The 13,872-nt window shown below is 63.1% G+C and carries 16 protein-coding genes; 6 read left to right on the top strand and 10 right to left on the bottom strand.

Going from position 1 to position 13,872, the window contains the following annotated elements; all coding sequences use genetic code 11:
• The first annotated feature begins 93 nt into the window (after positions 1–93).
• Both J0909_RS12025 and J0909_RS12020 read left to right on the top strand, forming a co-directional pair.
• A complete protein-coding gene (locus tag J0909_RS12025; RefSeq protein WP_207263167.1) occupies positions 94–777 on the top strand; it encodes an anaerobic ribonucleoside-triphosphate reductase activating protein in 684 nt (227 codons plus the stop codon).
• Positions 725–2,782 (top strand): ribonucleoside triphosphate reductase, encoded by a 2,058-nt coding sequence (locus tag J0909_RS12020; protein WP_207263165.1) that lies wholly within the window; start codon positions 725–727, stop codon positions 2,780–2,782. Before J0909_RS12025 ends, J0909_RS12020 begins: the two co-directional genes overlap by 53 nt.
• 112 nt (positions 2,783–2,894) lie before the next feature.
• Here J0909_RS12020 and J0909_RS12015 read toward each other — a convergent pair whose 3' ends face one another.
• Positions 2,895–3,206 carry a zinc-ribbon domain-containing protein gene (locus J0909_RS12015; protein ID WP_207263163.1) on the bottom strand — a complete coding sequence of 104 codons (312 nt, stop codon included), beginning with the start codon at positions 3,204–3,206 and terminating at the stop codon, positions 2,895–2,897.
• Between the two features lie 149 nt (positions 3,207–3,355).
• On the opposite strand from J0909_RS12015, the gene J0909_RS12010 reads away from it, so the two are divergent.
• The gene (locus tag J0909_RS12010; protein ID WP_207263162.1) at positions 3,356–4,897 is read left to right on the top strand and encodes a hypothetical protein; all 1,542 of its coding nucleotides are present in this window, start codon (positions 3,356–3,358) and stop codon (positions 4,895–4,897) included.
• 48 nt (positions 4,898–4,945) lie between these two features.
• On the opposite strand, the gene purU is transcribed toward J0909_RS12010, so the two are convergent.
• Complete coding sequence (gene purU / locus J0909_RS12005) at positions 4,946–5,827, bottom strand: formyltetrahydrofolate deformylase (protein WP_207263160.1); 882 nt, start codon at positions 5,825–5,827, stop codon at positions 4,946–4,948.
• A 207-nt stretch (positions 5,828–6,034) separates the two neighbouring features.
• Here purU and J0909_RS12000 point away from each other — a divergent pair, with 207 nt between their 5' ends.
• Positions 6,035–6,658, top strand: a complete 624-nt coding sequence (locus J0909_RS12000) for a D-sedoheptulose 7-phosphate isomerase (protein ID WP_207263158.1) — start codon at positions 6,035–6,037, stop codon at positions 6,656–6,658.
• Positions 6,659–6,765: 107 nt separating this feature from the next.
• On the opposite strand, the gene J0909_RS11995 is transcribed toward J0909_RS12000, so the two are convergent.
• The gene (locus J0909_RS11995) at positions 6,766–7,104 is read right to left on the bottom strand and encodes a hypothetical protein (RefSeq protein ID WP_286181973.1); all 339 of its coding nucleotides are present in this window, start codon (positions 7,102–7,104) and stop codon (positions 6,766–6,768) included.
• Positions 7,105–7,293: 189 nt separating this feature from the next.
• Here J0909_RS11995 and J0909_RS11990 point away from each other — a divergent pair, with 189 nt between their 5' ends.
• On the top strand, positions 7,294–7,716 hold the full coding sequence (locus tag J0909_RS11990) for a hypothetical protein (RefSeq protein WP_207263154.1): 423 nt from the start codon (positions 7,294–7,296) through the stop codon (positions 7,714–7,716).
• Between the two features lie 9 nt (positions 7,717–7,725).
• On the opposite strand, the gene J0909_RS11985 is transcribed toward J0909_RS11990, so the two are convergent.
• The 6 genes from J0909_RS11985 to J0909_RS11960 all read right to left on the bottom strand — a co-directional run bounded on the left by J0909_RS11985 (position 7,726) and on the right by J0909_RS11960 (position 12,023).
• Positions 7,726–8,322, bottom strand: a complete 597-nt coding sequence (locus J0909_RS11985; protein ID WP_207263152.1) for a hypothetical protein — start codon at positions 8,320–8,322, stop codon at positions 7,726–7,728.
• Between the two features lie 121 nt (positions 8,323–8,443).
• On the bottom strand, positions 8,444–8,986 hold the full coding sequence (locus J0909_RS11980; RefSeq protein WP_207263150.1) for a hypothetical protein: 543 nt from the start codon (positions 8,984–8,986) through the stop codon (positions 8,444–8,446).
• A 13-nt stretch (positions 8,987–8,999) separates the two neighbouring features.
• Entirely contained in the window at positions 9,000–9,212 is a 213-nt protein-coding gene (locus tag J0909_RS11975; RefSeq protein ID WP_207263148.1) for a DNA-binding protein, read from the bottom strand.
• Between the two features lie 88 nt (positions 9,213–9,300).
• On the bottom strand, positions 9,301–10,104 hold the full coding sequence (locus J0909_RS11970) for a metal ABC transporter permease (RefSeq protein ID WP_207263146.1): 804 nt from the start codon (positions 10,102–10,104) through the stop codon (positions 9,301–9,303).
• Positions 10,101–10,925, bottom strand: a complete 825-nt coding sequence (locus J0909_RS11965; protein WP_207263144.1) for a metal ABC transporter ATP-binding protein — start codon at positions 10,923–10,925, stop codon at positions 10,101–10,103. The genes J0909_RS11970 and J0909_RS11965 overlap by 4 nt, the downstream gene beginning before the upstream one ends.
• Positions 10,926–10,997: 72 nt before the next feature.
• A complete protein-coding gene (locus J0909_RS11960; RefSeq protein ID WP_207263142.1) occupies positions 10,998–12,023 on the bottom strand; it encodes a rhomboid family intramembrane serine protease in 1,026 nt (341 codons plus the stop codon).
• A gap of 114 nt (positions 12,024–12,137) precedes the next feature.
• On the opposite strand from J0909_RS11960, the gene J0909_RS11955 reads away from it, so the two are divergent.
• Positions 12,138–13,235: a glycoside hydrolase family 3 protein gene (locus tag J0909_RS11955; protein WP_286181972.1), complete on the top strand. Its 1,098-nt coding sequence runs from the start codon at positions 12,138–12,140 to the stop codon at positions 13,233–13,235.
• Between the two features lie 124 nt (positions 13,236–13,359).
• Here the strand turns inward: J0909_RS11955 and J0909_RS11950 are convergent, their stop codons facing one another.
• Positions 13,360–13,833 carry an META domain-containing protein gene (locus J0909_RS11950; RefSeq protein ID WP_207263141.1) on the bottom strand — a complete coding sequence of 158 codons (474 nt, stop codon included), beginning with the start codon at positions 13,831–13,833 and terminating at the stop codon, positions 13,360–13,362.
• Between the last annotated feature and the right edge of the window lie 39 nt (positions 13,834–13,872).

Genomic DNA, 13,872 nt, shown 5'->3' with positions numbered 1-13,872 from the left:
CGGGAGTGGTGACGGTAACAACATCCCCGGATAGCATCATTACTTAGCCATGTGCTGCCGCCGGTGCGGTATGCCTTTTCTTGAGGAGTCGAGATGAACGAGCCGAAAGGGGCCTGGAATTTTGTCCGCGGGTTCGAGAACCTAAGCCTGTGCGATTGGCCCGGAAGGACCTCCTGCATCATCTTTCTGGGCGGCTGCAACCTGCGCTGCCCCACCTGCCACAACTTCCAACTCGCCTGGGACATGCACACGCTGCCCGTCCTCGACCCGCAGAGCATCAAAGCCTACCTGCGCGACCGGGCAGGCTGGCTGGACGGCGTGACCATCTCCGGCGGCGAACCCTCCGCAGTGCCCGGCGTGGGCGAACTGGCTTTCGAGATCAAGAAGGTCGGATTGCCCGTGAAGATGGACACCAACGGCATGCGCCCGGAAGTGGTTGCCGAACTCCTTGAGGAACGGCTCGTGGACACCTTCGCCGTGGACGTCAAGGGCCCGTATGCCAAGTATCCGTCCCTGACCGGCAACGCCGTGTCCGAGATCGCGGCCCGCGCCAATATGGCCGGAATCTTCAAAATGGCCGAAGCCCTGCCCGACGCCTTCTACTTCCGCATCACGCAGGTGCCAGGCCTGACCGAGGCCGACATCGCTGTTGCGCGAGGATATCTGCCCCCGAATCATGAACTGAAAATTCAGAAATACGTGCCCCCAAGGAGGACGCTGGAGCATGCCAAGCCAAATCATGAAGAGAGACGGCCGGCTGGAAACCTGGTCGACTGATCGCATCGCACAGGCCGTTTTCAAGGCGCTCAGCGCCAGCGGGATCAAAGATCCCCTCCTTGCCAGGCGGTTGGCCCGCAATGTCGAGAAGAAGCTCGACGGCATGGACATTCCCGAGCAGGAGCACGTCCAGAACATGGTCGAGCAGGTGCTTATGGAGGGTCGGCAGTACGACATCGCCAAGAAGTACATCCTGTATCGCGAAAAGCGCCGCCAGCTCCGCTCCCAGAAAGAGGCCTACCTGGACATCAAGGACGTCATCGACTCCTATCTGGACCAGGCCGACTGGCGCGTCAACGAAAACGCCAACATGACCCACTCCTTCCAGGGGCTCATGCTGCATCTGTCCGGCACGGTCCAGGCCCGCTACGCGCTCGAAAAATATCCCGAGGAAATCCGCCTGGCCCATGAGCACGGCTATTTCCACATCCATGACCTGTCCTTCGGGCTGGCCGGATACTGCGCGGGCTGGTCCCTGCGCGACCTGCTGCTCGAAGGCTTCAATCTCGAAGGGCGCGCCTCGGCGGGTCCGGCCAAGCACTTCGACACCGCGCTCGGCCAGATGAACAATTTTCTCGGCACCCTGCAAAACGAATGGGCCGGAGCCCAGGCGTTCAACAACGTGGACACCTACCTCGCTCCGTTCGTCCGCGAGGACGCGCTTACCTACGACCAGGTGCGCCAGTGCATGCAGAAGTTCGTCTTCAACCTGAACACCACCTCGCGATGGGGCGGCCAGTCGCCGTTCACCAATCTGTCCTTCGATCTGGTAGCCCCCAAGCACATCGCCAAGGAGCCCGCCATCGTCGGCGGCAGGTACGACGACGATCTGACCTACGGCGACTTCCAGGAAGAGATGGACATGATCAACCGGGCCTACATCGAGGTCATGCTCGAAGGCGACCACTCCGACCGCATCTTCTCCTTCCCCATCCCGACCTACAACGTCACCGAGGACTTCCCCTGGGAATCCGAGATCGGCGAAACGCTCATGCAGCTGACCGCCAAATACGGCGTGCCCTACTTCCAGAACTTCATCAGCTCGGACCTGAACCCCGAGGATGTGCGCTCCATGTGCTGCCGCCTCCAGATGGACCTGCGCGAGCTGCGCAACAAGACCGGCGGCCTGTTCGGCGCGGGCGACCTGACCGGCTCCATCGGCGTGGTCACCCTGAACCTGCCCAAGCTCGCCTACCTGGCCCAGAGCGAAGACGACTTCCTGGACCTGGTCGAGGAATACGCGGAGCTGGCCAAGGATTCCCTGGAGTTCAAACGCAAGATCATCAACAACAACCTCGAAGCGGGCATGTTCCCCTGGTCCAGGCGCTACCTCAAGAACGGCTACAAGGGCCACTTTTCGACCATCGGCCTGCTCGGCGGGCATGAAGCCTGCCTGAACCTCATCGGCAAGGGCATCGAGACCGAGGGCGGCGTGCGCCTCATGCGCCGCACCCTGAACCACCTGCGCCGCATCACCGCCCGCTTCCAGGAGGAGACCGGCAACCTCTACAACCTCGAAGCCACGCCCGCCGAAGGCACCAGCTACCGCCTGGCCAAGATCGACAAGTCGCTTTACGCCGACATCAAGACCCAGGGCAACGGCACTCCCTACTACACCAACTCCACCCAACTGCCCGTGGGCATCTCCGAGGACGTGCTCTATGCCCTGGAACACCAGAACCAACTCCAGCCGCTGTACACCGGTGGCACCGTGTTCCACACCTTCCTGGGCGAGGCGGTGACCGAGCCGAAATCCCTCAAGAACTTCATCCTCAAGGCCTTTTCCAAGACCAAGATACCGTACATCTCCATCACGCCCACCTTCTCCATCTGCAAGGAGCACGGCTACATTCTGGGCGAACACTTCGAATGCCCCACCTGCGGGCAGGAGGCCGAGGTCTACACCCGCATCGTGGGCTATTATCGACCCGTGTCCCGCTGGAACAAGGGCAAACAGGCGGAATACACCGACCGCGTGGTCTTCAGCGACTGCCTGTGCAACTAATCGAGTTCTGAAGGCCCTCTTGAGGAAGGGGGCCCGAGGATAGTGGAATGTAATGCCCGCTGCCGAACAGGTGGCGGGCATTACGCATTTCGGCGGAAGGAAAGCCCGGGCGTCAGACCCGGCGCAGCCACAGCAGAAGGACTATGACCGCGACGGTGGGATAAAGGGGCCACCAGACGCGGTAGCTTATGCAGCCGACCGCCACCCCGCCCAGAAGCAGGACATAGCCCCAAGCTTCGAGCATGCGTTTGAGGGAACGCAGGATATCGGGGGAAAGGCCTTGATGGTGAAACGGTTCCAACGGCGCGTCCGCAGAGGCCGGATTCGCGGAAACGCGGCGTGAGGACTGGAGCTTGTTGCCGCAGTGGCCGCAAACCAGAGTTTCGTCGGAGTTCTTGGCTCCGCATTTGGTGCAGATGATCACAGGAAGGTTATGGCCGCCTCAAGGTAGAAAGGTCAAGGGGCGGCGCGCCTCTTCCACTCCGGCGCGGTTGGTGATAATGCTTTTGCAGAAAAAGCGGCAATGGCACAGGATTACGCAACCATCAAGCGGCATGAAGGATCATGGAGCCCATGACAGACGCACCAGCCCGAGGCGCAAGGCCGGACAAGGAAGCCCGCCTCGACGTCTACCAAAAGAGACTGCGCGCCCTGAAGGAGCGCTCCTCCCTGCGAGAGGTCACGGAACGGGAGATGCTGCTGCAAATCCTGGAGACCAACAGCTCGGCCATCAACGAATACCCCATGCTCGAAGCGCAGCGCAGCAGCGTCCGGGAGCTGCTGTCCGGCCGTACGGGCCATCCGGGGTACGAATTCGTCCATGAACGGGTGGGCCGGTTCATCACTCTGCTGGCCCACTTCGAAAAGGCGGTCAAGACCGGGGACGCGGCGCGGCGCGAGGAACTGGAAGCGACCCTCCTGAACACCGAGGCCGTACTGATCAAGTGCGCTCAGGGCATCGTCTACGCCATGGCCCTGATCACGGACAATTTCGAAGAACTGGTCCTGCGCTATTTCGGCAAGCAGAGCCTGGAGCAGTATGGAGCGCTCATCGAGAAGCACCAGTTGGACCAAACCTTCTGGAGCGCCTTTGTGGAGGAATTCATAGCCAGCCGTGTGGCCGAATCCCACCGGGAGATCCTGGAGGGCGACAAGTACGAGATCTGCAAGGAGCGCACCTTTCTGGTCATCCGGTTCCTGTTCGACGACATCCTGTCCAAGCTCAACCCCACGGACCAGGAAATCTCCAAGACCCGCATCCAGAACAGCTATATCTCGACCCGCGAAGAGCCCGGGCTCAAGGAACGGGCCAAGCTGGTCCAGGCTATGCTGGTCAAGGGATTACAATCCCTAACGCAGTTCGACGGGCTGACGGCCGGCGAGTTGTTGCAGGCGGCGCGCATCGCCTGCGCCGACTCGGTGACCGAAGAATTCGAGAACCAGTACCGGGCGCGGGTGGCCGAAGCCGAGGCCACGCGCCGGGGCGAAGCGGAAAGGAAGCCCCCCGAGGAACGCAAAAAGGAACAGGCCTGGTTCAAATTCGTGCTCGATCAACTCGTGGGGCTGGGCGTGGGCGCGGCCATCGCCGTGGGCGTGACCGGCGACCACTTCTACAAGGCAATGGAAAACGTGGTCCCGGACCAGATCCAGGGCATCCTGCCGCTGAAGAAGGACTTCAGCCTGCCGGTGCTCGAAAAGATTCTCTTCTTCCTGCTCGAAAACCGCTTCATCCAGATTCTCAAGGAGTGCGGACGCGAGGAAGGCGGCAAGATCCAGGTGCGCAGCGCCCGCGCCCGACGGGTGCCCGCCCCAGTCGTGGACGGGTTGCCCGGCATGTCCAAAATCCGCAAGAAGCAGCTCTTCGGCAACGATGTCACCCGGGAAAGCACCCTGCTCTTCAAACACAAGACCGCCCGGCAGATGAGCGAGGCCATGTCCATGCTCACGTTGGAGCCCGAACTGCAACGGCGGCTGTCCGAATTGTGGAAGCAGGCCGTGTTCCGGGTGGATATCATGGTCCTGATCAACCTGGAGCTGGTGGCCCGGACCACTACCAACCTGACGGTCCGGCTGACCGAGATCCTGCAGAAATACGGCGTGCAAAAAACCGCCTGACCCGTTGCCGGGCGGCGGTTCCTCGCAAAATCAATCCATGGCTGCCGGCTAGCGGCGGAAGACGATGGTCTTGTTGCCGTCCACGATGACCCGGTCCTCCAGGTGCCACTTCACGGCCCGGGCCAGGACGTGGCGCTCAATGTCGCCGCCCAGCCGCTTCAGGTCGTCCACGGTGTGGCTGTGGGTCACGCGGATGACGTCCTGTTCGATGATCGGCCCCTCGTCCAATTTCTCGGTGACATAATGGGCCGTGGCTCCGATGAGCTTGACGCCGCGCTCGTAGGCCCGGCGATACGGGTCCGCGCCCACGAAGGCGGGCAGGAACGAATGATGGATGTTGATGATCCGGCTGGCGTACCGCTTGACGAAGTCCGAAGTCAGGATCTGCATGTAGCGGGCGAGCACGATGAGGTCGGTCTGGCCGCCCATGAGTTCGATCATGGCGTCCTCGGCCGTGACCTTGTCGCGCAGACTGGGCCCCACGGGCACATGGTGGAACGGCACGTCGAAATTCTCGACCTCGCGGCGCAGGGTCGGATGGTTGGAGATGACCATGGCCACCTCGGCGTCCAGATCGCCGCGCTTCCAGCGCCAGAGCAGCTCCATGAGGGCGTGATCCACCTTGGAGCAGAGGATGACCATCTTCTTGGGCACCCAGACCGGATTCAGGGTCCAGTCCATGACGAAGCCGTTCGTGACCTCCTCGGCGAATTCGCGGCGCAGTTCGTCCAGCCCGTCCATGTCCAGGCCGGGCAGGAAAAACTCGTTGCGCATAAAGAACCGGCCGCCTTCCGGATCGGTGGAATGCTGGTCCGAGTGGATGATATTGGCGTTCTTGCGGTGCAGGTAGCCGGACACGGCGGCCACGATGCCCGGCTGGTCCGGACAGGTGATCAGCAGCCTGACGGTGCTTTCCTTGGATTCGGTCATGGTCTTCGATTGCCTTGATGTGGTCTGAATGAAGTCGGGCCCGGGCAGGACACGGTCCGCGTCGGGCGCAGCATTGCGCTGTACCGCAAAACACGGTCGAACAAAAGGCTTTTCCGCGCCGAAGGCCCGGTAAGGCTTGGCAAGGACGAATTTCGGCAGTATAGGCAGGGCTGGCGATTTTCGACCACAACCATAAACGAGGAACGCATGTCTGAATCCGCTTTGCAAAAAGTGATGGATCACGCCTCGGCCGGTCTGGCCGCACGCAAGGCCTTCTTCGACACCAAGGCGGAGTTGGTGGTCGAGATAGCCAGGGCCATGGCCGTGTGCATGGCCGGGGGCGGCAAGGTCATGTTCTGCGGCAACGGCGGGTCCGCCGCGGACAGCCAGCACCTGGCCGCCGAGTTCACCAACCGGTTCCGCCTGGAGCGCCCGCCCCTGCCGGGCCTGGCGTTGACCACGGACACTTCGGCCCTGACCGCCATCGGCAATGACTACAGCTTTGAGGAAATCTTCTCCAAGCAGGTACTTGCTCTGGGGCGGCCCGGCGACATCCTGGTAGGCTTCTCCACCTCGGGCACCAGTACCAACGTCATCCGGGCCATGCGCGAAGCCAAACGCTATGAGATCGTCACCGTGGGCATGACCGGCCAGAGCGGCGCGGAAATGGCCTCCGTGTCCGACTTCCTGGTCACCGTCCCCTCGGATGACACCGCTATCATCCAGGAAATCCACATCGCCGCCGGACACATGCTGTGCCACCTGGTGGACCATTTCCTGTTCGAAGCCGTGGCCGAACTGACCCCTTTCCTGGGTGAATCCAAGGGGTAGCCCCCCCTGCGCACCGGCGAAAAAAGCCCCCGCGATCCTGTCGCGGGGGCTTTTTTCGCGCCATGCGGGCGCGTTTCCCTTCCCATCGAATCGACCGCACCCGGCGGTTAGAAATCCTCACGCTTGATGCGGATGGTCAGCCCCTTTTCCCGGAGTTTGCGGGCCAGTATGTTGGCGCGCTGGATGGAGGGAACCGTGCTGATGACCAGTTGCGCGGTGCCGTTCTCGTCCCAGACCCAGATATTTTCGGGCAGGACCAGTCCGGCCTTGCGCGTGGCCGCCAAGAGATGCTGGCGCGCCATCTCCCGCTGGTCGAAGGAGGTCGCGTCCAACGGCTCGCCGCAGGCCAGGACCCACCATCCCCGGGGCCGCAGCTTCGGGTCGGACTCCTCGCCGAAGCTCTGGGCGGTCAGGGCGGCCTGCTTGGCACGAACTACAGCAGTCATGCGCAGGATGCTTTCTTCCAATTGCCTGATATCATTTGGCATATATATTGATTCCCTCAAAGCGGCAGCAGCCGGCCGCCTCTGCGTATTGTTACCCCGGCCATCGGGGAATGGCAAGCGCGGCCCGAACATGGGGACGTTTTTTCGCCCCCCTTGCGCGACGCGGGGGGCGGATGTATTGTCTGCAATATGGTCTACTTGTCCGGCGCCACCCCCAAACGCACGCAAACGCAACGGCTGATCCGCATCCTCTTCGGAGTTGCGGCCGTTTCGCTCATCATCTGGGGACTGGCCGCCATTCCCTACGACGTCCTGCGGGCCGAACGCGCCCGACTGTATGGCGAAGAGCCCTCCTCCGGCCTGGTACTGCGCCTGCGCACGGACGAAAGCGCGGAGCATCCTCACGCCCGGGTGGTCATCGACTACACCTACGTGGATCGGGACGGGCTGGCCCGCCGCGCCCAGGCCCGGCTGCCGGACAACCTATGGCGGCGATACCGGCCGGGCACGGTCATTCCTGTCCTGCTGGTCCGAGGCCGCCCGGATCTGGTGCGCATCCGGGACGAAGTCGAACCGGCCTTCCAGGTCTGGCTCAGGAATCTGATGAATTGATCGACCGGATCAGCCGGCGTATTGCTTGGGGAATTTCTCGCCCATGAGATACTCCATGGCCTCGCGGTCCACGGTGCCCGAAGCTATGAGGAACTCCAACCCGGTGACCATGGGATGATAGGTAATCCCGTGGGGCAGGACGTCGGCCGGGCCGTACAGGTACCGTTCGGAAGGCACGGCCTCGTCCACCTTGAGAACGCCCTCTCCGGCCAGGATCGAGGGCAACACGTGATCCAGGATGATCCCGCCGGGCAAGGTCGTCCACAGATGGTACGTGCCCAGGGCGTCTTCGCCCGATTCGTTCTCGACCATTTTCCGAAAATGCGCGGGCGTGACCGGGAAACGCATCTCCCCATTCACCGCCACATTGCCCATGGTCAGCACGCCGCCCGGGATATGGAATTTCTTGGCCAGCACGTGGAACATGCCGAAGTTCACGTTCAGCCCCTGCACCGCCCGCTGCCTGAACGGGATGTGCCCGGTCGCCTCGACGGCGTTCAACACGGCCTGATCCAGGGCGACGGCCGTTTCGACGACCGTCGCCTCCCCCAGCCCCAGCTTTTTCGAGCGGGACACAGCACCCTTGAATTCCTTGAGATACGTCATACCCAGCCCTCTATCACCACCCCCCGCGTCAGGCAAGCCCGAACGGCGGGGACTTCCCGGCATTCGTGAAAAGAAGGCCCCCGCATTGCGTCGGGGGCCAGGGATGGCGATTCGATCGGCGTTATTTGGCCGGAGAGGCGTCCTGGCCTTTCTGCGGCTGGCCCTGAACAGGCTGCCCGCCTTCGGGCGGCAGGACTTCGAGGGCTTTTTTCAGGTCCTCCTCAAGCAGGTCGGGGATAGGACGATCCCAGAACTTCTCCTCCTTGACATCTTCGTCGGTCTTTTCGGAGCAGCAGACGATGGGGTCGGTCCGGGTGCACTCCGAGGAGGAATATTCGACCACGCCGCACTTGCTGGCCTTGTCGAAATCGTAAGGGATGGTCCGGGTGAGCTTGAGAAATTCCTTGCCCTGGACGCGGATCTTGTTGTTGGAGATGCCGACCACGAACCGGGCTTCCTGCTTGGCGTAGAACACGGAGAAGAGATAGATGTTGTCCTTGACCTTGGCCACATAGTTGATCTCCTGAGGGTCCTTGCACAGGATGCGTCCCAGGACCTGCTTGCCCAGACAGATATCCATATCCATGAAATCCGAGGCACGGGCCGGACCGGATACGGAGGCCAGGGCCAGGACCAGGCTCAGGGCGATGAGAATGCGTCGCATTGTCCTTCCTTGCTTATCCCAGGTCGAGGAAGAGTTGGAACCCTTCGGGATCGCGTGTTTCGCACCGCTCCTTGCAGCCACAGCAGCGGTAGTGGCCCTTTTTCAGGTACCACCGGGCCTTCCACGAGCAGTCGCAGTTGAAATATTCATACACCGAGGCGTCCACTGCGCCCCGGTATCGGGCGTACCCTTCCTGTTCGAGCTGTTCCTTATAATCCATGGTCATGCGCCAAGCCGTTGATGTGGAAAAAACATACACCCGTTGCGGGTAATAAGCAAAAGCCGTTCCATGGGAAAAAGCGCCCCCTTACGTCCTAGGCTGTTCTCTGCGGAATGAGCAGGGAAATGAAAAAGCCGATGGCGGCCACCGCGATGATGGACGCCCCCGAGGTCAGGTCCAGCGCGTAGGAAAGCATGAGCCCGATGACGGTGAACATGGCGGACAATACGGTGGACGCGATCATCATGACGTGCAGCGAGCCGGTCCACCGTTCGGCGATGAAAGGCGGGATGGTCAACAGCGCGATGACCAGGATAAGGCCGACCACGCGGATGATCATGACCACGCACAGGCCGACCATGACGATGAGCAAAAGGTACAGAAAGCTGACGGGCACGCCGCGCGACCGGGCGAACTCCTCGTCGAAGCTCATGACCGTGAACCCCCGGTAGAAGACCAGGACCAGCACGGAAACCACGACGGCCATGCAGGCCATCAGCCAGATGTCGGAACGCGGCACGGCCAGGATGGAACCGAACAGATAGCTCATCAAATCCACATTGTAGCCGGGGGTGAAGTCCAGAAGGATAATGCCGAGCGCCATGCCCGAAGCCCATATGACGCCGATGACCGTGTCCACGCGTTCCCGGGCGTGCAGGGTGACCATGGCCATGATCAGGGCCATGCACACGGTGAAAGCCGCGGTCACGGGCAGGACCGGCAGACCGAGGAGAAAGGCCAGCCCCACTCCGCCGTAGGAGGCGTGGGCGATGCCGCCGGAGATGAAGACGATGCGGTTGACCACCACCAAGGTGCCGATGATCCCGCAAAGAAGGCTGGCCAGCAGTCCGGCGGCCAGGGCATTCTGCATGAAATCGTAGCCGAGGACGTCCATCATGCCTTCCCTCCCTTGTAGGGCGCGGGGCCGTCCTGCGCGCCCTCGTGCGGAGCGAGCACCCGGTGCGGCACAAGGCCGTGGGTGACCAGTTCCACGGGGCAGCACTGGTCCCCGGCCCCGCCGTAGACCGTGGCGAACATATCGTCGGTGATCTCCGGGGCCCCGTGGAAATGCAGCGTGCGGTTGACGCAGGCCACGGATTTGACCCCCGAGGCCAGGAAGGAAACGTCGTGGCTGACCATGATCACGGTCATATCCCGATTTAATTCGTTAAGCAGGGAATACAGGGCCATGCGGCTGGACGAATCCACGCTGGCCGTGGGCTCGTCAAGCAAAAGCAGTTCCGGGGCGTCCACCAGGGCGCGGGCGATGAACACGCGCTGCTTCTGGCCGCCGGACAGCCGGGCCAGGCCGCGTCCCGCAAAGTCGAGCATGTCCACCCGCTCCAGGGCCCGACGGGCCTTTTCATGGTCGCTTTTGGAGTGCCGCCCGGCCATGCCCCGGAATCCGGGCCGAACCGTGCCCATGCAGACCGCTTCGAGCACGGTGATGGGGAATGAACCGCCGACCACGGTGTGCTGGGGCAGATAGCCGATGCGCCCCCCGGCCTCGCCCGGGGGCAGCCCGAACACGCGGATGGAGCCCTGGTCGGGCTGGATCAGGCCGAGCATGAGCTTGAGCAGGGTGGACTTGCCCCCGCCGTTGGGACCGAGCACGGCCAGGTAATCGCCCTGCTCAATGCGCAGATTGACGTCTTCCAGCACGGGCAGGCCACCCGGCGCGTAGTATAGACCCTGTATGTCAACAACGGGCTCGGCCACGTGAAACTCCTGATGAAAACGGGTTGGGGGGACATCCATACCGATCAAGGCAACGTAGCACAAGCATTGAAATCATGCCAGCCAGGCCCAGGCCCAGGCGGCACAGGGCAGGGCCAACGCAGCGACGTACAACCGGAAGTCCGTTCGCCCGCCGGGCAGACCGGAACGGGTGGCCGCCAGCCCGGTGAGCGCGCCCAGGCCCAACCCCGAAGCAAAACCGAAGATGTGCGCGCCCAGATCAATATTGCCCTTCCCGTCTCCCGCCCCGAGCATGGCCAGCAGCCCGAGCCCCGCGCCGAACGGAACGACCGCTGTCCGGGTAAATCGCCGGAACCGCACGAACCACGGGCCTTTGCCCATCCCATGCAGCCCGCCCCCCACGCCGAACGGGGCGATACCGGCCAGCACCCCGGCCGCGCCGAAGGTAGCCGTGGAAAAGCCGATGGCGTCGTGATGCACGCCCAAAACCAGAGAGTTGAACAGGTTGCCGAGCACCCCGGCGACCATGGTCAGCAACCACGCCGCGCCCGAGCCGAGGCGCCTCGCGACCAGCCAGATGAAGACCCCGCCGATGGCCGCGTTTCCGGCGACATGCGGGCCGTCCGCATGCAGGGTCAGGGCCGTGCACAGCCGCCACCACTGGCCGGACAGAATGGCCCCGGCGTCGGCACTGCCCAGCCGAACCCAAAGATCGGGATAGAGGCCGAGGGAGGGATAGGTCCGCGAATACGTCCAATAGAAAAGGACAAGCAGGGCCAGCCCGAAGAGGGTCGGCTCCAGCCCGCCCACGGGGCGCAGATCGGGCAACGCCGCCTTGGCCGGCTCCGGCCGGTTCTCCTCGAAATAGAGCTCGATTTCTTCCCCGGCCCGGTCCGCATACCACTCTTGGACCATGACCGCGTAGCCCCCGCCCTGCTCGGCGGACAGCCGCCGCAACCGGTGGGGCACGTGGCGCGAAGCCAGGACCAGCCCCCACAACTGGGCCTCCCGATGGGACAGGGGAGCGGCACCCTCGCCGCGCACCAGAGGAACGAGGTCGCCCCAGGCATGGCGCAAAACGCGGCGGAAAAATCCGGGACGAGGCGTGTGAACGGGCATGCCCCAATATATAGGAATTGCAGTCCGGAGCAAACAGGTTTCCCCCTTGCCTCCCGGGACCACCCGCCCTATGCTGACCCGGCTCCGCAACCTTTCAGCCCGACGAGTCCCGCCATGCGCATCCGTATCGCCGCCCTGTTCCTGCTGGCCCTCTGTCTGCTCCCCGCACCGGCCTCCGCCGCCGATCTGGACACCATGATCGGCCAGATGATCCTGGCCGGATTCCGAGGCTTTTCCGTGAACCAGGATTCGACCGTCATCCGCGACATCCGCGAACGCCATCTGGGCGGAGTCATCCTGTTCGACTACGACATGCTTTGGGGCAGCGGGCAGCGCAACATCCGATCGGCGGAGCAGGTCCGCACCCTCCTCCGGGACCTCAAGGCCGCCGCCGACATCCCGCTGTTCCTGGCCGTGGACCAGGAGGGCGGCAAGGTCCAGCGGCTCAAGGCCCGGTACGGGTTCCGCGAGACGCCGTCGGCGGCGGACATCTGCGCCGGGGACGAGGCCGGGGTGCGCCGGGCGGGCGGCACGGTCGGGGCCACCCTCGCCTCCGTGGGCTTCAACCTCGACTTCGCGCCGGTGGTGGATGTGAACATCAACCCGGACAGTCCGGCCATCGGCAAAATCGGACGCAGCTTTTCCAGCGATCCCGAACAGGTGGCCCGCTGCGCCGCCATCTTCATGGATGCGCTCCACCGCGCGGGCGTGCTCTCCTGCCTCAAACATTTCCCGGGCCACGGATCCGCCGGCAGCGATTCGCACAAGGGGCTGACCGACGTGACCACCACCTGGTCCGAGACCGAGCTCATTCCCTACCGGGAGCTGATCAGGAGCGGCAAGGCCGACATGATCATGACCGCCCACATCTTCAACGCGCACCTGGACCCCAAGTACCCCGCCACCTTGTCGGGAAAAGTCATCACCGGCCTACTGCGCGAGCAGCTCGGCTTCGGCGGCGTGATCATCACCGACGATATGGACATGGGGGCCATCGCCGACGAGTACGGCCGCCGGGAGGCCGTGCGCCGGGCCATCCAGGCGGGCGCGGACATCCTCCTTTTCGGCAACAATCTCGCCTACGACGAAAACATCGTGGAAAAAGTCCACACTCTCATCCGGGGCATGGTCAACGATGGGACCATCCCCGAAGCGCGCATTCGGGCATCCTTCGAACGGATCATGCGGTTGAAGGAATCGCTGCGGCGGTAGCCGTCCGGGCGCAAGTGGCGTCGCGGAACGGAACCCGGCTTCGACGCGACGGCACCAAACGAAAACCGCCGACCGCCCCTTGCGGGCGATCGGCGGCGGCAAAAGCGTTCGGAACGCGCCGAACCTACCAGAAAAACCCGGAGGATTCCCCGGAAGTGAAATGAATCTCGCTCTGATTCTCCGTCAGCAGGATAAGTTCCGAGCCCTCGCTCTCGATCTCGAGACGAACCGCCCGGCCCAGATAGGTCAGGTAGGTATATTCCTGCTCGTCCAGCCCCGGCCCGCACGACTTGTGCGAGGAAGCCAGAGGGCCAAAATCAATGGTGTCGCCGGACAGGGTGTACGTGCCCGTGAAGGCATTGCATCCGCCGAAGCCCTCCACCGTACCGTCGGCGTTGAATTTCAGGGTCCGCGCGGGATCGTCGGAATAGCTCCGGGCCACGATCTTGCGCAGGGTCCAGGTCTTGCCGACCAGGGCCTGACGGATGGCGTCCTCGTTCATGGTCGGGACCTCGTGGGTTCCTCCGCACGCGCCAAGGCCCGCCAAAGCGGCCAGAACCAGGGCCACGCAACAGACTCTCTTCCATATTATCGACATGATTGGTCTCCTACTTCAATGAATTGGGGCTCATGATTA

Origin of the sequence: Desulfovibrio sp. Huiquan2017, from assembly GCF_017351175.1 — a bacterium.
Classification (GTDB): domain Bacteria; phylum Desulfobacterota; class Desulfovibrionia; order Desulfovibrionales; family Desulfovibrionaceae; genus Pseudodesulfovibrio.
Note: the sequence above shows the minus strand (reverse complement) of the source record. Positions and strands in the feature narration are given on the sequence as shown.